This is a genomic window from Salinispora oceanensis, assembly GCF_000383575.1.
GTDB classification, from domain to species: Bacteria; Actinomycetota; Actinomycetes; order Mycobacteriales; family Micromonosporaceae; genus Micromonospora; species Micromonospora oceanensis.
The window spans coordinates 3,219,662-3,242,587 of sequence record NZ_KB911579.1 but is presented as its reverse complement, the minus strand read 5'-3'; the positions used below and the strand labels follow the sequence as shown (position 1 = coordinate 3,242,587).

Here is a 22,926-nt window from a genome sequence, read left to right as displayed (position 1 = left end):
GAATCAGACACGTCGGGGCCATGCCACACGGGCGCAACGCACTCCCTCCGCTAAATTTGCGGGGCGGCAGCCTTTTGACTCCACTGCTGCATTCCTTCAGGCACATCCGTCGGATCGACCATCACCTCGATGAGAGTCAACCGGTTCGGGCGCTCTTCGATACCAGTTAAGATCTCGGCCAGCTCGGCCTCGGTCCGGGCGATATGCACCGCGAAGGTTCCCTCCGCAGCAAACACCGCCGGTAGATCACGGTAGCGCCAATCAGGTATCTCCTCCCCATAGCCTCTCCCAACCTCTTTTTCAATTGCCCGCTCGGAGGTGTAGCCACGGTTATTGATCACGAAAATGATCGGGTTTTGACCAAAGAAAAGCATCCGGCTGATTTCTTGCGAGGACATCTGCAGGCCCCCGTCGCCGGTAATCGACACCACTCGCCGTTCGGGCACCGCGACTCCAGCACCGAAAGACGCAGGAACAACATAACCGACCGCCCCCCAGTTCGGCGCCACCAAAACGGTAACCCCGGCCGGCAATCGCATCGTTGCCAAACCAAAAAATGATGTCCCAACCTCCCCGGCCAAGATATCCCCCGGACGGAGAATCCCTTGGAGGGCAGGCCACAGCCGTTCATGACGGATCGGCCCGGTGCCCGCCCGAGCCAGTTCGGACGGCTTAATCGATGGAGCCATGCTACTCGGCCAACCACTCGCACGAGTAGGCGCTATCTCGTGCAGTTGACCCAGCGCCGCAGCCATTGAGATCGGGCCGAACCGGGTGCCGGCAACCTCTGCGGAATCCCGCTCCAAGCTTATGATCCGATCAGGATCTCGGTCTACGGCGAAAAGACCGTTCCATGCAAAGAAGGTGACACCCAAGCAGACCAGGACGTCGGCACCTTCAACCACCTCCCGGATTGGATCACGACTCCCACTGCCACTATAGAGCCCGATGAAACGAGAATCAGACTCGTCAAACAATCCCCGACCGGGCGCCTGCGTGGCGACGGGCCAGTTGTGCTCGGCTGCGAACGCGGCGACAGCAGGCCCGAGACCCAGGCGGATCGGAATATTTCCCACCAGTAGCGCTGGCCGCTCCGCGTCTGTGAGTCGCCGTTGCGCAGCGACGGCAAACGCGTCCAGTTGCGCGGAGTTCGAGATCGGATCCGGGCGGGTGAGACGTCGCGACGGCTGCGGGACGGGCGTTCGCGCCACATCCTCAGGAATCCGTATGTACACGGGACGTTGCTGCGACCAACACTCGGCCAGAACTCGGTCGATCTCCCTCAGCGCACACTCCGGGGTCAACGAGGTTTGGGCAACGGTCACCTGCCGGGCCACCTGAACCCAATGGTCCGAAAAGCTATCCACAAGTGAGTGACGGATCAGGGCACGCTCCCGCAGGACATCCGTCGATGGGGCAATCACGATCGATACGATCGGCACCGACTCAACCATCGCGGTAGCCATTGCATTCATACTCGATAATTCACCCGCACCGAACTGTGAGACAATCACTCCCAGGCCAGCAATCCGTGCATAGCCATCAGCACTGAAGCAGGCGTTCAGTTCGCTGGAACTCCCGACCCAGTCAATGCCGTCGAAGGCCAGAACCTGCCCGGTGAACCCCATTGTGAATTCGCCAGGCACTCCGAAGAGATGCCGCACACCCAGGTCATGGAGGCGACCAAGCAACAGGTCGCCGACCGTTACCGACTCCCCGTTCTCCCCCACCGACCCTCCAATGGAAGCACTCTTCGGATATGTGCCGCGGAACAGCCCCACCCTAGCCTCGATGTTTCGCGCTCACGGTAAACTTCTCTAACTCGGCGACGCGAGCCGCCGCACTGCCCACAGGTTGTCAGGCTGCCGCAACGCTGGCCGCAGCTCACCGAACACCGCCTCGTTGGGCTCGGGTAAGCCGAGTGGGGGCGGTCACAGGGCCTGTAGTCCCGGACGGGGCCGTCCGAATGGGTGCCGTACGGCGCGGAGATCAAGGCCACCGCCGTGCATGCCCAGACGGCTCAGTTCCTGGGCCCCAGGTCGACTCAATCGCCGATTCGGTCACCGGTCCGCCGCCCAGGGTTGATAATTTCCCCAAACGTCACGATGGCCACCGACCCCTTTCTGCTGCACTCACTGCTCCCGAAGCGGGCAGGGGACCGAGAGCGCCCGCTTTCTGACGCGATGACCGTGCGGACAGCCGGAGCGGCGGCAGGGTTCAGGCCCGCCGCCTACGCCGGCGGGTCGCGGGCCAGGCAGACAGCCCCGAACCGGGTCCCGGTAGGTGCTGTCTCAGGATCAGGCGGTGAGGATGTCGCGGTCAAACGTTCCGGTAGCGGCCGCGTATGCTCGGCCGTGGCGGTTCCTCAACATCGCGCTGACCGTCTCGCTGATCAGCTGGATCGACCTCGGTGCCATCACCGTGATGCTGCCCTCAATCGACCGCGCGCTGGGCACCGACAACAACATTCTCCAATGGGTCTTCTCCGGCTACTCGCTAATGTTCGCGCTCGTCCTCATTCCCGCAGGTCGGCTCGGTGACGCCAAAGGACGACGGTTTACCCTGCTCCTCGGCCTCGCCTTGTTCGTCGGCGCCAACACGATGGCCGGACTCGCCAACTCCGGCACCATGCTGGTGGCCGCCCGGCTCCTGCAGGGCGCAGCCGCCGGTATCCTCACACCCCAGATCAACGCTTTGGTGGAGGAGCTGTTTCGCCCCGGGGAACGAGGCCGCCCTTTTGGAGCAGTCGGTGCCACCTCCCACGCGGGCGCCGCCCTCGGCCCACTAATCGGCGGCATAGTCATCGCTGTGGGCGGGACGGACGACGGCTGGCGGCTGGTCTTTCTCGTTAACGCCCCAATCGGCTTCGCGGCGGCGGTGCTCATCTGGCGCTACTTCCCGAAAAGACCGACCCGTCACCAGACCGATCACCAACACGATCTGGTCGGTACGCTACTACTGGCCATCGGGACCATGTTGGTGATCCTGCCCGCACTGCAACAGGGACAGTGGACGGGGCTACTGCCGTGGCTATTGGTACCGGTCGGAATTGGTGTCCTCGTCGCCTTCCGGTCCTGGGAAAACGCCACGGCACGACGCCACCCACCGGTCTTCGACTTCCGTCTGTTTTCCCATCGGACGTACCGCTGGGGACTACTGATCGGATTCCTGCTCGGCGCCGGGTTTGCCCCACTACCGGCAATCTTCAGCTTCTACCTGCAGTACGGCCTCGACCGCAGTCCACTAAACACCGGTCTCACGATCGCACCATTCGCGATAGGTTCAGTCCTCGGGGCTGTGCTCGGAGGACGGAAGGCTGACCGCTACGGCCGGCCGTTGTTGGCTATCGGACTAATCATCGTCGTGGCGAGTCTCGCCGTGACGATAGCCTTCGCCGGCCTACACGGGGCGAGCTTCTCGATCGTGAACGGGTTCACGCTACTACTCGTCGGGATCGGTGGCGGCCTCGTGATCACACCGAACAACACGCTGGCTCTCCAGGAGGTGCCCCGGGCTGACGCCGGCAGCGCCGCTGGCATGTACCGGACCATGCGGCAGGTCGGATCCGCAATCGGGCTGGCGGTGATAACCGCGACCCTGTTCGCGACGCTCGGGGCCAACGACGGACGCTGGCCAACCGCGCTCCGGTACGCACTCGCCGTGGCGATCGGCATTGTCGCCGCCGCCCTGCTCACCAGCCTGGTCGAGCTCCTCGGCAGCCGCCGCCACGGACGTGATCGGCCATCCTGATCCACTCTTTACCCCGGGCGGGCGTCCCGCCCTACGCGGGGCCCGGCCCGGTGCGATGGCGGTCCAGGGCCATTCCCGCGCCACTCCAACCCACGTCCGGATCTGACGTCTGGTGCGGGATGACGACCGGTGGATTCGCTGAGCTCCGCAGGTCGAGCAGGATCTTCTGTTCGGCCTCGGGCCACGGGCACGGCATGCTGCGCGGACGGGAGGTTAACGAGATGTACGCCCTCGGTCGACGTGTTGGCATTGCCGGCGATCGCCATGTCGATCGGCACCGTACTGGCGGGGGCATTGACGGGCGACAAAGGTGACCCTTTTCGACTACAATTCACGCGCTGCCTTACGGCAGGTCCACCCCACTTGCACACTAGTTCTGACCCCGGCGGGTAGATCGGAAGTGGTACTGGAGTGCGCTTACACACGGGAATCTTCCGGTCGGCCGCAGGCCTGGTCGCCCTGCTCACTATCGGTTCCTGCGCCGCGCTGCTGTCCGGCGCCGAACCACGCTCCGAAGGGCTCGACCCGGAGGCGCTGCGCAACTGGCTGATCGGGGTGCTGGCGGCTTTCGGCGCGCTCATTCCCGGGGTGCTGGCCCTGTCGCGGTCGGCGGCACGGCCGACCTGGTGGGGGCCGGCCGCCCTGTTCCTGGCCGGCGCGGCGAACGCGGCCGTGCTGGGCGCGATCAACGCCAGGCCGCTGCTCAACCTGACGCTCGGCCTCACGATCGCCGTCAGCCTGCTGGTCAGCACGGTAGGGCTAGTCAGCTTCGGCGAGCACCAGTCGAACAAGCCCGCCTGAAGCAGGTCTTGGCCCGGTGGCTGGCACCTGGCTCGGTCTTCAACCTGGCGCCGGTCGGCATCATGGTCGGGACCGCTGGGGGTCAAGCAGAGCAACCCTGCGCACCCCGGCCCTGCGTCGATAGCTGGCGTCCAGGAATGGGTCTGCCTCGTCAAACATGATGGGTGCGGCATGTATCGACATCGGTGTAGCGTGGGTCGCCGGCGAACGTGTAACCACGGAGACCCCTCGTGACCGCTCCCGACCGCGGAACGCTGCGCACCAGGGACACCAACCACGCCCGCCAGCAGAACGCCCGCGACAAGCTCGAGCGAATCGAGGCGACTGCGCACCACGCGCCGCGAGCGCACTCCGGTCACCTACCCGGTGGTCGCTCGCCGGGTCGGCGTATCGCGCAACCCAGGACAACCGAGGGCTGGAGCAAAACTAAGGTGTCAGGTCCGCGGCTGTGCTGAATCTTGCCAGGCGCACGCAGCGAATCGGCTTGGTCGCGGCAGCCAGCTTCCTGGTGGCGACAGCAGGGTGCGCCAGATCCGAAACCAATGATCTCGGACAACCGACGGGGCCGCCACCAGCCCAAACCCGAGAACTCCTGACTACGCCCTCCACGGCTGTCGGTGACCCACCGCGAGAGCTGCTGATCCGCGACGCCGAACGCACCTACCCCACCAACTCGTACTCCGGCGTGAGTACCAATGGAGTGGCACTGGTGATCCACCGTGTGCCAGTGCCAGGTGTGGACGAACTCGACACCGGTCTGCGCCTCCGGCACCCGGACGTCCAGTTGGCCTTCGCCGACGCGCAACATCCACGCACCGTGCTCAACGAGGTGTCGGACAGTATCAAGAAGGACATCCAGTACTGGCAAGCCGAAGGAGTGGCCGTCGCGGCAGTGGCACCCCGCGCCGACGGGTCCGGCGTCATGGTCATGATCGACCAAGCGACCGCGGACCTGGCCGCTGCCATGCGGGAACGATACGAGTTCCCGAACCTCGAGCTGACCCAAGGCGAGATCGTCCCCGCTTGACGCCCCTCCGTCCTCATGCATGCAACCTGGCACCAATCGATACCGGCCGTGCTGCGGAACGTCGCGCTCCGGACACCGTTCCCTCGCCAGCGCCTTCGGGAGCGCAGCGGTAGCCGCGCCGTGCTGGGACAGGTGCGGTCGGTGGTGCAGCGGGACGAAGGTCGGGTAGGGAGTGGGCCAAACCCCTCCGCCTTCCGCGCGTCAACCGAGACCGGCCGGGTAACCCAGGTCGGCCGGAAGGAGGCTCCAATGTCCCGAACCGTGGTGGTGACTGGCGGCAACCGGGGAATCGGCCTGGCCACCGCGCAGGCATTCAGCAAACAGGGCGACCGGGTGGCCGTGGCACACCGTGGCCAGGAGTCTCCAGAAGGCTTCTTCGGCGTCAAATGTGACGTCCGTGATGCGGGCAGCGTCAACGCGGCCTTCGACGAGGTCGAAGCCGAGTTGGGACCAGTCGAGGTGTTGGTGGCGAACGCCGGCATCATTGATGATGGGCCGTTTCCGCAGCTGACCGAGGCACAATTCGGTCGGGTGCTGGACACCAACCTCACCGGTGCCTTTCGTTGTGCCAGCCGCGCGTCGCACAGCATGCTGCGGGAAGGGTGGGGCCGGCTGATCTTCCTGTCTTCCGTGGTTGGCCTCACGGGCAGCCACAGCCAGGTCAACTACGCCGCCAGCAAGGCCGGGCTGGTCGGCGTAGCCCGCTCGCTCACCCGCGAACTCGCCAGTCGTAACATCACCGCGAACGTGGTGGCGCCGGGACCGGTCGAGACCGAGCAGTTCGCCGCCGTGCCCGACGAGCGGCGTGCCGAGTTCCACCGAGCGATCCCCGCTGGCCGATTCGCCCAGCCGGATGATGTCGCTGGCGTGGTCACCTGGCTCGCTGGCGACACCGCTAGTTATGTCTCCGGCGCGATCATTCCGGTAGACGGTGGCCTCAGCATGGGACATTAGCGGCTGGCACCTCGCCGTGTCCGGACCGACGTCTTGACACCGCCTTCACCTCCACCGCCAGCCTGCACGGCGGCCAGAAGCGACGCTGCTCCCCCTCTCCGTCTTCTACCACTGGGGCGGGATCGTGCTGCCCCCTGGCTACGCCGACCCGAGCCAGTTCGTCGCCGGCTACTTCACCTCGCCGATCGTGGTGGTGCGCAGACGTCCTCAGCCCGCGTGAGCGCGGGATGGGCGCGCTGCCCCGTGCCTCCCGTGCAGTCAAGGTTGCCGCAACTCGTCGGCTGCACGACCAGGGTGTGGAAGCTGCCGGCGATCGCCGATCACAGAGTCAAAGGAATGTGGCGAATCAGGCCCTCGTGGCCACGTCGTCTACGGCACCCGAGCAGCTCCCGAGCACTGGCGACGTTGACGTCTCGCCGCTCCGGCCGCAGTGGCGCAACCGCTGCCCGGCCGGAGCCGACGCGGTTCGTGCAGACATAGCCGGGTCGCGACGGTCGCTCACCACTCGGCTACAAACGATCAAAGGAACGATCTCTGGAGGCTCAAACCTCAGCATGGATCCTCCATGCTTCCAGGGGATTTGACACGACGTCAGGCATCGCGTGACGATGGCAACCCAAATGAGGGGAGTCGATGTTTTGGGTGCCATCACACGCCGGTCCTTGCTGGCCGCTGGCGCGACAGGACTGCTGTCCACGATTGTCGGGGCGTCACCGGCGCTGGCCGAATCGGTCGGGCCGATTCCGCCGTCACTGGTAACCAAGTACGGTCTGGACACCCGGTGGTACGGCAAGTACGTCGATGCCTGGGGGCTACCGGTCTTCGGTCCGCACCACCTGCAGGACGAGACCCTGGTGCGGATGCGGAACCAGCTCGGGACCTTGCTGTGGACCTACCCGTACTGGCCCGTACACGAGTTGAACCGGCAGAACGTCCGCCTCGTGGTCGTCGCCCGAGGTGAGCGCATGAGCGCGATCCCCGACGTGTACCAGCAGTTCGGCACGAGCCTGGACGACCGGTACTGGGCCGGATTCGGCGCCACCCCCTCCTTCCCGCTGTCGACCTGCACCGAGAGCAACGTGCTGGACAACCAGGGGCGGGCGAATCTTTTCGTGCACGAGTTCGGACACACCCTGCATCTGATGGCCCTGCAGAACATCGACCCCGCGATGTCCCCCGAGTTGTCCAGTGCCTGGAGCAACGCCCGCGCCAGCGGTCTGTGGACCAACACGTACGCGGGAACGGATATCAAGGAGTACTTCGCCGAGGGTATCCAGAGCTACTTCGGAGTGAACTTCCCCGGACCACCCGGCGGCGACGGCGTGCACAACGACATCAACACGCGGACGAAGTTGCAGGCCTATGACCCACCCCTGTTCAACCTCTTCGACCGCATCTACCGAGGCGCGGTGCTGCCGTGACGACGGATCCACCGTTCACATCAAGCCCGCGGCCTCGCCGCCATGGCGGCGCAGTTCCTGGAACCACGGCTCGGCAAGCTGACTCCGCAGCTTCTGTCGGTCTACGGGCGCCCGCACCTCGTTGACGGCCAGGGCGATCATGGTGTCCAACCGTCCAACGGCTCTCGAGCGACCGGCCACCATCGCCGTACGCGCAGGAGGCCCTGAACCGGTGTGAACCACCGGGTCAGGGCCTTGCCCGGATGCGCACATGCCGAACAGCCCGTTCTCCAGATCAACCGGCGCCCTCGCGACCGCTCCTCTACAACCTGCCGGCGGAGCCGGTCGCGCCCCGCCTGGTGCAGGACAAGTACGTCACCGCAACTGCTGTTTCGTCGAACCCGCTCCACGGACGGGTGCCCGGCGTGATCCAGCCGGGATCGCTTCTGCGCTACGGCAACGTCGTGAGTAGGCGTTGCAGAGCATTTGTGGCCCAGTCCCGCCATCGCGTGTGTACCCAGCCCTGGTGGTGCACGAGCAGGTGATATGTCTCGGGGCTGAGAATGGCCAGAGCGGTGTCGGCAGCCGCGTCGACGGTCATGTCGGCGGGCAGCGGCGTCTTGCGGGCCAACGCTTCGGCGAAGACGCGTTGCACGGTGAGCCGCTGCTGAAGATTGGTCGCCCATACCTCGGCTAGTTCGGCGTCGATGGTGGCAGCGCTGCGCACGACGTCCAACAGTGGCGCGGCGCGCCGGTAGACGTCTGCGGCGCCGGCGACCTGCCGGCGGATCTGCCCGCGTGGGTCCGGATCGGCGAGTGCGTCCCGCACCCAGGCGCGCTCAAGTGTGGGAACAGGTTCGTCGTCACCGGCGATGGCCAGGTCGAGGGCCGCGGTGAGGATGGCCCGCTTGGTGCCGAAGCTGTAGTAGACGCTCTGCTCGCTCACGCCGGCCCTGGCGGCGATGGCCGCGATGCTGGTGCCGCTGTAGCCGGAAGTGGTGAACAGCTCGGTGGCCGCCGTGGTGATGCGCGTCCGGGTGGACCGGGATCGCGCGGTCCTGCCGTCCTCGGGTGGTGTCTTCACGGTTGGTTGCTGGCGGTTGCGGTGTGGTGTTTCGCTCACCCCATTGACTATAGCTCCACTACAAAAACATTCTTGTAGCGTGACTACAAAAACTTGGGGCCGGGGTGGGCTCGCCGCGCTGCTGCTGCTCACCTCCGTGGAACTCGTGGTGTTTCTCGAGGTGTCGATCGTCAACGTCGCACTGCCGGCAATGGGTGCAGCGCTGACGTTGACCGAGTCCGGGGTGACCTGGGTGGTCAACGCCTACCAACTCACCTTCGGCGGCTTGCAACTGGTCGCCGGTAGGGCCGCGGACGTGTTCGGCCGACGTCGCATGTTCCAGGCCGGAATCGCGCTGTTCACCGGCGCGTCGCTACTGGCGGGCCTCGCGCCCGACGCGGGCACGCTGCTGCTGGGTCGAGCGATACAGGGCGTTGGTGCGGCGATCGTGGTCCCCGCCGAGCTCGCATTGATCGCCGCGATCTTCACCGAACCCGCCGCCTACCGTCGGGCGTTCGCGGTCTGGAGCGCCATGGCCGCCGCCGGCGCGGGCTCGGGTGTGGCGTTGGGCGGCGTCCTGACCCAGACACTTGGTTGGCCCTGGATCTTTCTGATCAACGTCCCGATCGGTGTGGTCGCCCTTCTCCTGAGCCCGCGCCTGCTCCCCGCCGACCCGCCCTGGGCCGGGCGCGCCAGCGGCGCTCGGACGCGGCTGGACCTGGTAGGTGGACTCACCGCCACCGGGGCCCTGATCGCCGTGGTCCTGCTCGCCACCGAGCTGCCCACCGCCGGGTGGACGCCGCTCACCTACACGGCAGCCGTCGCCGCCCTCGGGCTCGGTACGGTGTTCGCGATCAACCAGCGGCGCCATCCGGCCCCGATCCTGCCGCCGCAACTGCTGCGGATACGCCAGGTACGGGCCGGCGTCGCGGCCAACGCTCTCGTGGGCGCCTCCCACGTGCCCGCGTTCGTGCTGCTGTCACTCATGCTCCAGCAGGCCATGGGATATTCCGCCCTCGCCGCCGGATTCGCCGTACTGCCCATCGCCGCCGTCAACATGGTCACCGCGCGTACCGCGCTGCCCTGGGCGATGGGCCGCTTCGGGTCACGCGTGGTTCTCGCGGCCGGGATGTTCCTGCTCGCGCTCGGCCTGGCCGGATATGCGACCCTGCTGCACCCCGGCGCCGGCTACCTGACCGCCGTGTTGCCGGCCAGCCTGATCTTCGCAGTCGGCCTGCCTGCCGTGTTCGTCGGTTCCACCGCCCCCGCCGTACGCAGTGCGCCAGAAAATCAGCAAGGAGCCGCCTCTGGCCTGGTCAACACCGCCCAACGCCTCGGCGCCGCCCTTGGCCTCACCGCCTTGCTCATGGCCTCGGCAGCATGGACCGACAGCCGCGGCAGCGGCGACGGGGCCACCGCGCTCGCCGATGGTCTACGCATCGGGTTTGCCGGCGCGGCCGCCATCGCCGTCCTGGGAGTCCTCTACGCGCTGTCCATGGGCACCCGAGAACCGAAGAAGCCGACGAGCGGCAATACACCACCGCAGGAGGCGGTCGCCCGATGAACCGGATCCTCGTCCTCGGCGGATACGGCGCCGTCGGCATGCACGCCGTGGCCGCACTGGTCAGTCACCTGCCCACAACGGACGTGGTAGTGGCCGGCCGTAACCCACACCGTGCGCCGCGCGTGCCGGGGTCCACCGTGGTGCGCTTGGACGCCGCCGATCCCGGCGACCTGGCCACCGCGCTCAACGGGGTTGACGCCGTGCTCATGTGCGCCGAACTCGACAACGCGCGGATCGCCCGCGCCTGCCTGGAGCGGGGGATCCACTACGTGGACATCTCGGCCTCCCACCAACTGCACGTCGAGATCGAACGATTGGACGAGCTCGCCTCCCAGCGGCAGGCCACAGCGGCCCTCAGCGTCGGACTGGTCCCCGGGGTCAGCAACCTGCTTGCCCGACACTGCGTCGAACAGTCAACAACACGGCAGGTGCGAATCGGCGTGCTGCTCGGTTCCGGGGAACGGCACGGGCCAGCGGCGCTCGCCTGGACTCTCGATGGCTTGGGTCGCCTACACGGCTCGTGGGCAGTGCGATTTCCGGCTCCGCACGGCGAGCGAACCGTGTATCGGTTCCCGTTCTCAGACCAGTACACGCTGTCCACCACGTTGGGTGTCGCCGCGAGTACCGGCCTATGCCTGGACTCCCGGCTGACCACCGCGCTGCTGGCAGCCGCCGGGCGACCCGGCATCGCCAGCCTGTTACATCGCCCCTGGGTCCGCCGCACCATGCTGGACGCGCTGGCCAAGATCAAGCTTGGCGGTGACGGATTTGCCGTCACCGTCGACTCCGGCACCAGTCGGGCAGGCTTCAGCGGTCGCCGGCAAAGCCGCGCCACCGGTCTCGCTGCGGCGCTACTCATCCGAGGCCTGCCCGCTATGCCCTCGGGAGTACGGCACATCGAGCACCTCGTGGAGCCGAGAGCCTTTCTCACCGAACTCGCCGCCAGCGGATTCACCCTCAACCTCTGAAGCTGGCCGCCCGGCAGCACGGCCCGGCTGGCAGTGCGGGCGGGCGACGTGACCGGCCCGGCGCCAGGGGCGCCGGGCCGCTCCGCCGGGTTTGTCCCGCTCGCGGAGCAAGATACGGCGCAGGGAGTCCTGCTCGACCAGGGCGCAGCCCGGCCGTGCCGGCGTCGCAGCTCACCGGCGATGCTGCTCTTACCCGAGCCGGAGATACGTGGCAGCCGACCGGAAGACCACTCGCCGTTGCCTACCTCTCAGCTTGAGGCAAGCTCATAAATGATTTCCAAGCCGTCTTCGTTGTCCCACTGCTGTCCGACCTCGATGAAGCCGTACTGTGCCGCCAGCTTGTAAGAGGCCAGGTTGTCGGGGCTGATGGTGACCCGAACCGTACGGACCTGCGGTTCCTCGGCGGCACGGCGCAGCAGGACTTCCAGCGCCGCGCGGGCGTAGCCACGTCGCCGGAGCGCCGGGTCAACGGCGTAACCGATCTCCACCATCCCCGCCGGGTCCGGCGGCCCGTGATAGCCGGCCCGCCCCACGGCCAGATGCCGCTGCTCGTCCCAGATCACTCCGGTGACCCACGCCGCGCTGGCCGGGTCGTCCGCGACCTGTCTTCTACGCATCTGCCACACGCCTCGCCAGTCCGGGCCGGCAAAGTAGGCCGACAGGGGAACAGGGCTGGCCATGTTCGCCGCTGCCAGGTCGCCCCGGGCAAGGGCTTGAAATGTCGGGCCGTTCAGATGCACGATGCGCACGGAAGCGGGCCGTAGCCGTCGCATCGCTTCCTGACCGAGACGGCGGCCGTCCTCACCCTGTTGATCGAGCCCTGTCATCACGACGCGGGACTTTACCTCGTCGGGTCAGGAATCTGCGCCTTTCTCATCGCACCGGCGTACGCACGGCGGCGCACCGAGCGTTCAATGCCGAGCGTGTGCTTGACCTTCTCAATCGCACGCACAACCGACTCTAACCACGCCCGGTCCCCTCCACCGGACAGCGGCCCACCCGATGGATCCATGGTTCCGACCCGGCTGGCATCGCACCCCGTCCCACCGAGCCCAACCCGGTCCAACGGCTCCCGAGCACCCACCGAGCGACCAGCCACCACCGCCGTACGCGAAAGGCCCCGACCGGCACAGAAGTACCAGGTCAGGGCCTTGCTCGTTGGTGCGCCGCCAGGGACTCGAACCCCGAACCCGCGGATTAAGAGTCCGCTGCTCTGCCAGTTGAGCTAGCGGCGCTCGTTGGCAACGGGGAGAACCCTAGCACGCCAGTTCAGCCGGCTTCTAATCCGATCCCCGCTCCCCTCTTTCGGTCGAGTTTTCGGGACAGATAGCACCAAAACCACCGAGGTGACCTTGGGCGGGTGAGTGCGAGGGGCGTGGTTGCGGCACGATGTGCGCCAGTTGCGCGCCGAAGGCGTGGAAAGACAGTTCCGCGGGCGGTGGCGACCAGCTCCGTCTCGGCTCCGTCGGACCGATTGCGTCGGCGTTGACACCCGGTCTACCGCTGCAACGACCAGAGGTAAGGAAAAGCACATGCGAGCCGTTCCGCACCCGCCGCTCCGGCACGGGAGACGCCGTCCCGGTCTGCGTCGGCCCGGTCTGCGTCGGCCCGCATTCGTGGCCGGACTACTCACCGGCGTCCTGACGCTCACCGCCGCCTGCGCCTCCGGGGACCAACCCGCCGACGGCACCACCGACGACCCGACACCGCCCCCACTGGCCTCCGTCGTGATCGTCGAGCCGGCCGCGGAGGCCCGGGACGTACCCGCGTCCACGCAGATCACCTTCACGGCGGAGGAGTCCCGGGAGACCACCGTCGCGCTGGTGGACTCGGCCGGCGGGGCGGTCGAAGGCACCCTCACCGCCGACGGCGCTAGTTGGCTGCCCGCCGGTGCGCTCGAGTACGGCGAGACGTACACGGCGACTGTCACCGCAACCGGAGACGATGACCGTCCGGTCACCGCGACCAGCACCTTCACCACGATGGCCGAGCCGGATCAGCAGGTGCGGATCAGCAGTTTCCTCGGCGACGGGCAGGTGGTCGGGGTCGGGATGCCGCTCATCGTGAAGTTCGGGCGGGACATCCCGGAGGAGTACCGGGACGACGTGCAGCGGCGAATGACGGTGACGGCGACCCCGGCGCAGGAGGGGGTGTGGCACTGGGTCAGCCCGACCGAGGTGCGGTACCGCCCACGGGAGTTCTGGCAGGCGGACAGCACCGTCTCGTACCGGGTGCAGGCTGGCGGCCTGCCGCTCGGCGACGGCTGGTACGGCCGGGCCGACCTCACCGTCGACGTCAAGATCGGCCCAGCGCTGATCATGACGGTGGAGAACGAGACGAAACAGATGGTGGTCACGAAGGACGGCGAGAAGGTACGCACGATCCCGGTGAGCCTCGGCAAGGAGTCCACGCCCTCGTCGAGCGGCACCATGGTGGTGATCGAGAAGCTCCGCGAGACGGTCTTCGACACCTACGAGGAGTTGGGGCCGGACGATGGCTACCGGACGGACATCGAGTACGCGCAGCGGCTCACCTGGGGTGGGGAGTTCATCCACGCCGCGCCCTGGTCGGAGGGGCAGCAGGGCTCGGTGAATGTCTCCCACGGCTGTGTCAACGTGTCGATGGCCGACGGCGCCTGGCTCTTCGAGAACACCCGGATCGGGGACCCGGTCCAGGTGCAGGGCACCGAACGGAAGCTGCAGAACGGCAACGGTTGGACCGACTGGAACCTGAGCTGGGAGGAGTACGTCAAGGGCAGCGCCCTGCCGGTGGAGTCGGGAACATCTCCCTCCGCTGACACCTGAACCGGTCAGCCGGAGGCAGGCCGAGGTCAGCCCGAGCAGCCGGGAACGTCGACGCAGTTGTTGGGTCGGTTCTTGACCACGATGGTGCCGGTAGCGGTGTTCAACTCGACCGTACCGTCGTTGAAGATGCCCCCACCGTCGGTGCCGGCGGTGTTCTTGACGACCTTGGTCGCATCGAGGGTGAGCGTGCCGGTGCCGGTGTTGAAAACCCCGCCGCCACCCAGACCGGCTTGATTGTCGTTGATCTTCGTGCGCCGCACTACCGTCTGGCCCGCGTTGAAGACTCCACCAGCGATGCTGGCCGTGGAGATGTTCTTCTCGATGACGCTGTCCGCAACGACGGCGCTACTACCGACAACGGCACCCCCTTGGACGAAGAGTCCGCCGACGGCGTTGGCCGTGTTGTCGGCGAGCTTGACGTGCCGCAGCGTCAGCTCACCGCTGCCGGTAACAGCGGCGCCGCCCACGATGATGGCGGTGTTCCCGGCGATCCGGGTGCCGACAAGCGTGCTGACGCCGCCTTGGACGAACAGCCCGCCGACCGCGGACGTTGCATGATTTCCAGAGATACTCCCCGCTCGGATCGTGACGCCCGGGGCGAAGACCCCACCAGCGAGGAGGGCCGAGTTGTCGTCGACCTGCGACCTGGCGAGCTCCAACCGGCCGGTGCTTTCGATTCCGCCGCCGGTTTGGTTGGTGGTGTTACGGCTGACCTGGGAGCGGGTGACGACGGTGGTTCCCGCGTTACGGATACCGCCGCCGTTGCTGTCGGAGAGGTTTCGGGTGACGGTGCTGTCGTTGGTGGCGAGGGTTCCGCCGGCGTTGACGAGGATTCCCCCTCCCCCCGCATCGTTGGTGTGGCCGCCAGTGATCGTCAGGTGGTTGAGGGTGAGGTCGCCGCCGGCGTTGACGGTGAGGATGCGGAACTGGGCAGTGGCGGCGGCGCGTTCGATGGTGGTGTTCTTGCCACCGTTGAGGGTGATCGGGGTGGTGATGGCGGGCAGCCCGCTGCCGTCGAGGTCGGCGGTGAGCAGGTAGGTGCAGTCTTTTGCCAGGTCAAGCACGGCACCACCGCGGGCGTTCGCCTGGGTGACGTCGGCGATCAACCGGTCCGCGTCACAGGGGACCGGCGTCCCCACCGGTTTGCCCTTGTCCCGGTCGGTCTTGCCGTCCTGGCCCGCACCACGTCCGTCCGCACGCAGCTCCCAGCCCGAGGGCCGGTCGTTGGCGGCTCTGCTGGGCTGGTCGCCGCCGGGCACGGTGACCGGCGTGCCCGCGGCGGTGAGGGCCAGGCCGGTCATCCCGGCCACCCCGATGGCCCACCACCGTCGCCGTGGCCTAGCCCGGCTCTCCTTCGGGTCGTCCAGTTCGGGTCCGTGGGTGCGCTCCTGCTGGTTCATCGCGGCGTCGGCGTCCTTCCCGTGAGCGGCGAGGGGGCACCAGCCCACGCAACGGCCGGGTCGGTGTCCCTCGGCTACCGAGCCGGGCGGTGGCAGCCACCAGCAACGCTAGGCCGACGTAAGTAATCCGAGGCAACAAATCTGGAAAAAGTCCATAAACCAGACAAAACTATCCAGCCGGCTACCGCGGGGGCATGAGACAGATCCACGGCTGCTGTCGATGCTGCTCAACAACGACTCAGGCCCCCTCCGTGGAGGGGGCCTGAGCTGCGGTGGATTAGATCCACCTCTGGGGTGACTGATGGGAATTGAACCCACGACAACCGGGACCACAACCCGGTGCTCTGCCAACTGAGCTACAGCCACCATCCGCCGCGCCGGGGGTTACCCTGGCGGCGCGACCAATAATAGCCGCAACCGGCGCCACCGCGTCCAGCGGGTTCCGGCCCGGCGGCTACAGCTTCGCGGCAACGGCCTTGGCGCTCTCCACGTCTGGGCCCGGCAGCGGCACGAAGAGCGTTCGCCGGTAGTACTCGAGCTCCCGGATGCTCTCGCGCACGTCGGCCAGCGCCCGATGCTCCAGGCCCTTCCGCGGCTGGCTGAAGTACACCCGGGGGTACCAGCGCCGGCAGAGCTCCTTGATTGAGGAGACGTCGATCATCCGGTAGTGCAGGTGGTTGTCCAGCCGCGGCATGTCCCGGGCGATGAAACCCCGGTCGGTGGCGATCGAGTTGCCGCAGAGCGGGGCGGTACGCGGGTCCTTCACGTGACTGGTGATGTAGTCGAGGACCATCTCCTCCGCCTCGGCGAGCCCGATCGTGGAACGGCGGACCTCCTCGGTGAGCCCGGACTTGGCGTGCATCGTCGCCACGATCTCGGGCATCTTCTCCAGCGCCGCCTCGTCGGCGCGGATCACCACGTCAACGCCCTCACCGAGCACGTTGAGATCGGGGTCGGTCACGAGCGCAGCGACTTCGATCAGCTTGTCGCCGCCGAGGTCCAGGCCGGTCATTTCACAGTCGATCCAGACAAGTAGATCTGCCACCGGCACAGCCTACGCGCAGCCCAGCGGCCCGCGCGCCGCGCATCTGTCGGCACCGCGACCGTTAGGGTTCTCTCGTGCCAGCCGAACCCACCTCCCCTACCGTCGTCGTCAAGGACGACACCAGCGGACGGACGGCACGTCGGATCGTCACGGTACTGGCTATCGCCGCCGTGCTGCCCGCGCTCTACCTGAACGGGTGGAAGCACGGCTTCTTCGACCTGAAGATCTACATGTCGGCGATGGAGTGGTGGGCCACGGGCGAACCGCTCTACGACTACGTCCAGCCGGACCCGGTGCAGGGCGAGTTGTTCTTCACCTATCCACCGCTCGGCGCGCTGCTCCTGTCGCCGTTCGCGCTGCTCCCGTTGAACGCCACCGTGACGATCTTCACGGTGCTGACGGTGCTGGCGGTGGTGGTGACCACCCGGTGGCTGGTTGACCCGGTGATCGCCCGACACAACCTGCCACGCGTCTTCACCCTCACCGTGGCGGTGCTGCTCGTACTCGCCGTGGAGAGCACCCGGGAGACCATCACCTTCGGGCAGATCAACATGCTGTTGGTGGTGTTGATCCTGGCGGACCTGCTGTTCGCCGTGCCGCGGAACGGACGTTGGGCCGGGGTGGGGGTGGGGCTGGCGACGGCGCTCAAGCTGTACCCGGGCATCTTCATCGTCTATCTGTTGGCCTGCCGGCGGTGGCGGGCGGCAGCGGTGGCGAGCGCGACGGCGGCGGGAGCGACGCTGCTCGCCGCGGCTGTCCTGCCGCTCGAGTCGTGGCGCTACTGGACGCACGAGCTGTGGGCGACCGACCGGGTCGGCCGCACCGACTACACCGGCAACCAGTCACTGTTCGGTCTGATCCACCGCCTCACTGTGCCACAGGAGCCGGACCGGCTCCTGTGGCTCGCCCTGGTCGCGGTGGTCGCCGGGTACGGGCTGTGGCGGGCTGCCCGGGCGGCCCGTGCCGGGCACGCGCTGGCCGGCCTCACTCTCACCGGCCTGGTCGGTGCGCTGATCAGCCCGATCACCTGGCCCCATCACATCTACTGGTTCGTGCCGGCCGTCGTGGTTCTGGTGGACGCGGCGCTCGGCGCGAGGCCGGGCAGCACGCGCCGCCGGCTGTGGCTGCTCGCCGTCGGCGTCGCCGTGATCACCGTGTACGGCGTGGTGACGTTCCACGATTGGGGCACCGCCCTGGTGCCCACCGACACGGTCGCCGACTTCGTGGATCGCAACGTGTACGTGCTGCTGGGGCTGGTGCTGCTGGCGGTGCTGCCGATCCGCAACAGCAGACCGATTCAATCGGACACTCTTCACGAGACGCCCACAGCGCGCTAACCTGACGTCAGGGAAAGTAAGTGACGTTTCGGTAGCACCGATCCCCCGGTGCGGGACGGCCCTCCGTGTCGGCAGCACGGAGGGCCGTCCTCGTTCGCCCCCGTTACCGGCACCTCGCCCAGTCGAGTCGCGCTACCGGGCATGGCCAAGGCGCCACCGCGCAGTGCCGAGTCGAGCCGCTACCGCGCAGAGTCGGACGGAGCAGACCGCCGCAGCCGCCGCGCCGACAACCGGCCGGAATCAGCCGGCACATCGGCCTCCGTCGGCTCGTTGAGCGGCCAGGCCGGGCCGGCCTCCGGCACTCGCCGGCGCCCCGCCGGGGCGATCGTGCGCTCCCCGGCTGGCCGCGGCATCGAACGGGTCCGCTCACCGGAAGCGCCGACCGACACGAGCTGCCGGGCCGGTGGGACGAGCGGGCTTCCGTCTCGCGCGACGACCGGCTGCTCCCCCGCCCGGGCAGCGGGTGCACCGAGCCCGCTGAGCGAGGTCACTCCCAGCCGGCCGGCGAGGAGCGGCACCTGGTCCGGCTCGACCACGAAGACCACCTCCCGGGGGCGAACCGGTCGCAGCAGCAGCGCCAGGGCCCCCGACACCAGCAGCATCCCACCAACCAGGAGGGCGGCGGTGACCGGCGCGACCCAGCTCTCCCGCAGCTCGGCCCGGAGGTCCAGGGTCAGGTCAGCGCCGAGCGCGGCCCCACCGAGCAGCACCGGAATCCCGGTGACCATCAACAGCACCCCGGCGACAACCCGCACCAAACGCACCGACTTCACCCCTCTCCGTAGTCGAGCACTCGGACGACCTTACCGACCCGAAGCGCCCAAACAGGGGATATCCACAGTCATCGCCGCGGAGAGGCGCTGCGGGTCAGGCCTTCGGCGCGGGCTCACGTCGGGACCGGGTGAAGGCCAGCCCACCCAGCACCAGGCCACCCAGGCCGGCGACCAGGCCGGCGACGCCGAGCCCGACGGCCAGCCCCTCCCCCGCCGCCGCGTCATCCGTCGCCCCGTCCTCCGCCGCGGCCGGCGTCCCGTCCTGGGCTGCCGCCGGATCGGCGTCCGCGGCGACCGCCAGCTCCAGCACCGGGGCGGGGGCCTCCGGCTCCACGCCGTCGGCGGTCGGCTCGTCGATCCACCGCACGACCGTTCCATCCGAGTACGTCTGCAGCGCCTTGAAGACCATCGTGTCAACCGTGGGCAGCGGCCCCACCGAGACCGGGAACTCCTGGAACGTGCCCGGCCCGATCCCGGCCTCGGGCTGCGCCGTCCAGGTGATCTTCGCTACCGCCTCGGTGATCTGGCTGCCGTGTACCTCCACCGGCTCGTCGAGCGTGCGCTTCTCCACCTCCGCCGTCCAGCCCGGGACCAGCATCGTCGAGACCGATCCGAGCGGGGCGTTCTCCGGCAGGAAGATCTCCACCTTGGTGGTGGAATCGGTGTCACTCTCGTTCGGCACCCGGAAGGCGAACCGGCCGTACCCGCCCTGGGTCGCCTCCTTCGGGTCGACCGTGATGTGCGCCGAGGCGGGCCCGGCGAAGCCGAACACGGCAGCGGCGACCGCGCCGAGCGCGAGGAGGGCGGGGGCGGAGCTGCGCCGGAGACGGATCATGAAGTGGGAACCCTTCCTATTTGACGGCGACGGTGGTCGTCACCGTGGCCTGGTCGATCTCAGACGTGCGGACGGTCACCCGCAGCTGCCAATCCCCGGACGCGGGCAGGTTGATCTCGCCGGTCGCGTGGTTGTCGGTCAGTGGCAGCAACGGCACCTCGATCGGTTCGATTCCCGCCGCCGGCAGCGCGACGGTGGCCCGCCACTCCGCCACCGGCTGGGGTCGGTTGTCCGGGGTGTAGGCGTAGAAGTGGACCGAGTTGTTGCCGCGCTTGGCCGGGTCCACCTCGACCTGCAACGAGTACAACGAACTGGTCAGAGTCGTCGAGAAGTAGCCACCGTCGGATTGCGCGGTGTCCGCGACCGCGGTCCGCGCCGGGGTGGTCTGGACCAGCACCGCCGCCAGCCCGAGCAGCACGGCGGTGATCGCCAGCTCAACCATGATCGCCCGACGCACCGGCGCGGGCCGCTCGGCCGCCGTGCGCCGACGCACCAGCGCCCGGGAGTACGCGGCCACCGCGACCACCAGAACGAAGAGCCCGACCTTGCCGAGCAGCAGCTGACCGTACGGGGTGTCGACGAGGGCCGCGAAAGAGGCCACCTCGATCAACGCCTGTACGACCCCGGCGACGAGCAGCGCGGAGACGGAGAGCGCCGCCCAGCGGGACCAGATCGGCAGGATCGCGGTCAGCTCCCCCTCGTCGGCCTGGCGCAACAGGAAGCCGACGAGCATCACCAGCCCGCCGAGCCAGACCGCCATCCCGCCCAGGTGCACCGCGTCGAGCACAACCGAGACCACCGGGGCCGGGGAGACCGCCGGATGACCGGACAGGGGCCAGGTCAGCAGGGCCGCACCGCCGAGGACGCCCAGGATCACCAGATCGGTCCGGCCGACCGGGCCGGCCAGCACCGGCCGGAGCACGAAGGCCGCCGCCGCGAGCAGGCCCAGCCGGACCAGATGCGCGGCGCCGAAGGCGCTCCCCAGCACCGTGCTCAGGCCCGCACCCGTGATGTCGAAGACGCCGCCGCCGTTGGTGTAGGGGACCTGGAGCCAGCCCGTCGCCAGGGTGGCGAACGCCAGCAGGCCCAGGCCGGTCCACGCCAGCCGGGCGGGGCCGCGACGGGACAGCCGGCGGGGCCAGAGCAGGGCGAGGACCAGCACCGGGCCGACCAGGAGCAGCAGGCCGACGTAGCCGAGATACTTGCCGACCTTGATTCCGGCGCTCACCACCGGGTCGGCGCGGCTGTCGCTGCCGGTGTCGACCGGGGGTGTCGACGGGGCACCGACGGAGTAGGTGAAGGCACCGGAGACCGGGTGACTGTCGGCCGAGATCACCCGAAAACTGACCAGGTAGGTGCCGCGACCGGAGTTCGGGTCGACCGGGATCACGACGACCGCGCCGTCGAAGCTGGGCTCGCCCCGGTCGGCCCGCGACCCGTCCGGTGCGATCACCCGGGTCTTGCCGGGCACCTTACGGACCGACTCACTGAAGGTGAGGACCACCTCGGTGGGCGCGTCCGGCACCACCGCCGACGAGGCCGGGCTGCTACTCACCAGCACCGCGTGGGCGCTGGCCGGGCCGGCCGGGGCGAGTAGCAGGGCTACGAGGGTGATCAGGAGGCCACCAACGGCGGTGAGCCGGGCGCTCCAGCGGCGGAGGACGACAGTCATGCCGGTCATGCTCACCCAGAACGCTCCCTGATGCCCAACCGGACCGGGCCGGAGGGGGCCCAGGACCGGGCCGCGCCTGCCGGCCCATGAATGGGTGGTCGGGGCTCGCCCGCGGAAAGTTCCCGACGTGGCAGAGCCCATCTAGGGGCGAAGGTCCCTACCGCCACATCTAGCTCCGCGTAGCCTGGATTGTCATGATCCTGGCCCCGCGCGACACCGCATCCGCTGCCCCCGCCGTCGGCCTGACGTGGATCGGATAAGGGCGGGAACTTGCCGGCGGCGAGGAGCGACCACATGAACGTGACCACATCGAGCAGCCCTGTTGCCCGCTGGCCGACCGTCCGCCCCTGGATCGGCCTCGCCGCCCGGCTCGGCCTGGCCGCGGTCTGGCTCCTCGCCGGCGCCGCCAAGGTTGGGGACCTCGCCGCCTCCGGCCGAGCGGTGAACGCATACCAGATCTTCCCGTACGACCTGGCGACCGTGATCGGCGCCGCGCTGCCCTTCCTCGAGTTGGCCCTCGGCGTACTCGTGCTGCTCGGGTTGGCGACCCGGCTGACCGCCGGGGTCTCGGTGGCGCTGCTGCTGGTCTTCATCGCCGGCATCGTCTCGGCCTGGACCCGCGGGTTGAACATCGACTGCGGCTGTTTCGGCGTCGGCGGCGAGCTGGCCCCGGGGCAGACCCCGAGCTACCTCCCGGAAATCCTCCGGGACCTGGGATTCCTGGCGTTGGCCGGGTTCCTGTTGATCTGGCCCCGCACCCCGTTCTCGGTGGACGGCTGGTTGCTGGGCGAACGCGCAGTGGAGGACAAGGATGAGTAGTCGGAAGGGTCGCAAGGAGGCCGCCCGGGTGGTCCGGGACCAGCTGGCCCAGGAGCGGCGGCGCAGGCGGACGCTGTGGGTGTCGGCGACCGCCGTCTTCGTGCTGGTGATCGCCGGCTTCACCGGCTGGGCCGTCTACTCCGAGCAGCGCGCCGACGAGTTCACTCCGCCACCTGGCGCCAACGAGGCCGGCACCGGCATCGTGTACGGCTCCGGGCCGGTCACCATCGACCTGTACGAGGACTACCTCTGCCCGGCCTGCAAGCAGTTCCAGGAGGTCAACGGCGAAACCGTTGACCAGCTCGCGGACGAGGGCAAGGCACGGGTGGTCTTCCACCCGGTGGCCTTCCTGAACCGCTTCTCGACCACCCAGTACTCGACCCGCTCCTCCGCCGCCGCGGGTTGCGCCTCGGCCGGCGGGAAGTTCCGCGAGTTCAGCGAGGCGCTCTTCGTCCAACAGCCACCCGAGAACGGCGCCCAGCTCAGCGACGCCGAGCTGATCGACATCGGGGCTGCGGCCGGGCTCGACCGGGACACCTTCGGCTCGTGTGTCAACGACGGCACCTACCTGTCCTGGACCGAACACGTCACCGAGGAAGCCAGCCGCGCGGAGATCACCGGTACGCCGACCATCCTGGTCGACGGTGAGCAGGTCAACAACTGGTCACCGGAGGCCATCCGGGCCGCGGTGGAGGCCGCCAGCTGATCCGTACC

20 protein-coding genes, 2 tRNA genes and 2 pseudogenes are annotated in these 22,926 nt (G+C 68.2%); 12 read left to right on the top strand and 12 right to left on the bottom strand.

All coding sequences use genetic code 11. The features are described 5' to 3' along the window. Positions 1-50: 50 nt before the first annotated feature. The gene (locus tag SALPAC4_RS25735) at positions 51-1,730 is read right to left on the bottom strand and encodes an alpha-keto acid decarboxylase family protein (RefSeq protein ID WP_080640904.1); all 1,680 of its coding nucleotides are present in this window, start codon (positions 1,728-1,730) and stop codon (positions 51-53) included. A gap of 580 nt (positions 1,731-2,310) precedes the next feature. On the opposite strand from SALPAC4_RS25735, the gene SALPAC4_RS0115215 reads away from it, so the two are divergent. The 6 genes and pseudogenes from SALPAC4_RS0115215 (at position 2,311) to SALPAC4_RS0115195 (ending at position 7,953) form a co-directional block, all read left to right on the top strand. Next, entirely contained in the window at positions 2,311-3,750 is a 1,440-nt protein-coding gene (locus SALPAC4_RS0115215) for an MFS transporter (RefSeq protein ID WP_019871053.1), read from the top strand. A 411-nt stretch (positions 3,751-4,161) separates the two neighbouring features. Further along, a complete protein-coding gene (locus SALPAC4_RS0115210; RefSeq protein ID WP_019871052.1) occupies positions 4,162-4,551 on the top strand; it encodes a hypothetical protein in 390 nt (129 codons plus the stop codon). 727 nt (positions 4,552-5,278) lie between these two features. Beyond that, positions 5,279-5,578 carry a hypothetical protein gene (locus tag SALPAC4_RS28545; RefSeq protein ID WP_188116877.1) on the top strand — a complete coding sequence of 100 codons (300 nt, stop codon included), beginning with the start codon at positions 5,279-5,281 and terminating at the stop codon, positions 5,576-5,578. Positions 5,579-5,827: 249 nt separating this feature from the next. Continuing rightward, on the top strand, positions 5,828-6,532 hold the full coding sequence (fabG, locus tag SALPAC4_RS0115200) for a 3-oxoacyl-ACP reductase FabG (protein WP_027644463.1): 705 nt from the start codon (positions 5,828-5,830) through the stop codon (positions 6,530-6,532). A gap of 38 nt (positions 6,533-6,570) precedes the next feature. After that, positions 6,571-6,701, top strand: a pseudogene (locus tag SALPAC4_RS29140) (NAD(P)H dehydrogenase); the annotation flags it as partial. Positions 6,702-7,170: 469 nt separating this feature from the next. Further along, a complete protein-coding gene (locus SALPAC4_RS0115195; protein WP_027644464.1) occupies positions 7,171-7,953 on the top strand; it encodes a hypothetical protein in 783 nt (260 codons plus the stop codon). A gap of 15 nt (positions 7,954-7,968) precedes the next feature. On the opposite strand, the gene SALPAC4_RS28830 is transcribed toward SALPAC4_RS0115195, so the two are convergent. Further along, a complete protein-coding gene (locus SALPAC4_RS28830) occupies positions 7,969-8,094 on the bottom strand; it encodes a hypothetical protein (protein ID WP_263404839.1) in 126 nt (41 codons plus the stop codon). Between the two features lie 289 nt (positions 8,095-8,383). Further along, positions 8,384-9,055 carry a TetR/AcrR family transcriptional regulator gene (locus SALPAC4_RS0115185; RefSeq protein WP_019871047.1) on the bottom strand — a complete coding sequence of 224 codons (672 nt, stop codon included), beginning with the start codon at positions 9,053-9,055 and terminating at the stop codon, positions 8,384-8,386. Between the two features lie 97 nt (positions 9,056-9,152). On the opposite strand from SALPAC4_RS0115185, the gene SALPAC4_RS0115180 reads away from it, so the two are divergent. Both SALPAC4_RS0115180 and SALPAC4_RS0115175 read left to right on the top strand, forming a co-directional pair. Next, positions 9,153-10,559: an MFS transporter gene (locus SALPAC4_RS0115180; protein ID WP_027644465.1), complete on the top strand. Its 1,407-nt coding sequence runs from the start codon at positions 9,153-9,155 to the stop codon at positions 10,557-10,559. Beyond that, positions 10,556-11,527, top strand: a complete 972-nt coding sequence (locus tag SALPAC4_RS0115175) for a saccharopine dehydrogenase family protein (protein WP_019871045.1) — start codon at positions 10,556-10,558, stop codon at positions 11,525-11,527. Before SALPAC4_RS0115180 ends, SALPAC4_RS0115175 begins: the two co-directional genes overlap by 4 nt. 75 nt (positions 11,528-11,602) lie before the next feature. Here the strand turns inward: SALPAC4_RS0115175 and SALPAC4_RS26620 are convergent. The 3 genes and pseudogenes from SALPAC4_RS26620 to SALPAC4_RS0115165 form a co-directional block, all read right to left on the bottom strand. Further along, a pseudogene (locus SALPAC4_RS26620) lies at positions 11,603-11,742 on the bottom strand (kinase); the annotation flags it as partial. Positions 11,743-11,775: 33 nt separating this feature from the next. After that, positions 11,776-12,354 carry a GNAT family N-acetyltransferase gene (locus SALPAC4_RS0115170; protein ID WP_019871044.1) on the bottom strand — a complete coding sequence of 193 codons (579 nt, stop codon included), beginning with the start codon at positions 12,352-12,354 and terminating at the stop codon, positions 11,776-11,778. Positions 12,355-12,686: 332 nt separating this feature from the next. Then, positions 12,687-12,762: transfer RNA gene (locus tag SALPAC4_RS0115165), tRNA-Lys, on the bottom strand. Positions 12,763-13,143: 381 nt separating this feature from the next. On the opposite strand from SALPAC4_RS0115165, the gene SALPAC4_RS0115160 reads away from it, so the two are divergent. Next, a complete protein-coding gene (locus SALPAC4_RS0115160) occupies positions 13,144-14,331 on the top strand; it encodes a L,D-transpeptidase (protein WP_019871043.1) in 1,188 nt (395 codons plus the stop codon). Between the two features lie 26 nt (positions 14,332-14,357). Here SALPAC4_RS0115160 and SALPAC4_RS0115155 read toward each other — a convergent pair whose 3' ends face one another. The 3 genes from SALPAC4_RS0115155 to orn form a co-directional block, all read right to left on the bottom strand. Continuing rightward, positions 14,358-15,731 carry a hypothetical protein gene (locus SALPAC4_RS0115155; protein ID WP_027644468.1) on the bottom strand — a complete coding sequence of 458 codons (1,374 nt, stop codon included), beginning with the start codon at positions 15,729-15,731 and terminating at the stop codon, positions 14,358-14,360. A gap of 290 nt (positions 15,732-16,021) precedes the next feature. Continuing rightward, positions 16,022-16,097: transfer RNA gene (locus SALPAC4_RS0115150), tRNA-His, on the bottom strand. 88 nt (positions 16,098-16,185) lie between these two features. Then, on the bottom strand, positions 16,186-16,782 hold the full coding sequence (orn, locus tag SALPAC4_RS0115145) for an oligoribonuclease (protein ID WP_026323243.1): 597 nt from the start codon (positions 16,780-16,782) through the stop codon (positions 16,186-16,188). A gap of 68 nt (positions 16,783-16,850) precedes the next feature. On the opposite strand from orn, the gene SALPAC4_RS0115140 reads away from it, so the two are divergent. Continuing rightward, complete coding sequence (locus tag SALPAC4_RS0115140) at positions 16,851-18,113, top strand: glycosyltransferase 87 family protein (RefSeq protein ID WP_019871041.1); 1,263 nt, start codon at positions 16,851-16,853, stop codon at positions 18,111-18,113. 179 nt (positions 18,114-18,292) lie between these two features. On the opposite strand, the gene SALPAC4_RS0115135 is transcribed toward SALPAC4_RS0115140, so the two are convergent. The 3 genes from SALPAC4_RS0115135 to SALPAC4_RS0115125 form a co-directional block, all read right to left on the bottom strand. Continuing rightward, positions 18,293-18,877, bottom strand: a complete 585-nt coding sequence (locus tag SALPAC4_RS0115135; protein WP_027644469.1) for a hypothetical protein — start codon at positions 18,875-18,877, stop codon at positions 18,293-18,295. Positions 18,878-18,980: 103 nt separating this feature from the next. Beyond that, the gene (locus SALPAC4_RS0115130) at positions 18,981-19,721 is read right to left on the bottom strand and encodes a YcnI family copper-binding membrane protein (RefSeq protein ID WP_019871039.1); all 741 of its coding nucleotides are present in this window, start codon (positions 19,719-19,721) and stop codon (positions 18,981-18,983) included. A gap of 16 nt (positions 19,722-19,737) precedes the next feature. Beyond that, complete coding sequence (locus SALPAC4_RS0115125; RefSeq protein WP_019871038.1) at positions 19,738-21,402, bottom strand: copper resistance CopC/CopD family protein; 1,665 nt, start codon at positions 21,400-21,402, stop codon at positions 19,738-19,740. Positions 21,403-21,687: 285 nt separating this feature from the next. Between SALPAC4_RS0115125 and SALPAC4_RS0115120 the strand changes: the two genes are divergently transcribed. After that, positions 21,688-22,212 (top strand): MauE/DoxX family redox-associated membrane protein, encoded by a 525-nt coding sequence (locus tag SALPAC4_RS0115120; RefSeq protein WP_018729761.1) that lies wholly within the window; start codon positions 21,688-21,690, stop codon positions 22,210-22,212. Then, a complete protein-coding gene (locus SALPAC4_RS0115115) occupies positions 22,205-22,918 on the top strand; it encodes a DsbA family protein (RefSeq protein WP_019871037.1) in 714 nt (237 codons plus the stop codon). Before SALPAC4_RS0115120 ends, SALPAC4_RS0115115 begins: the two co-directional genes overlap by 8 nt. The last annotated feature ends 8 nt before the right edge of the window (positions 22,919-22,926 follow it).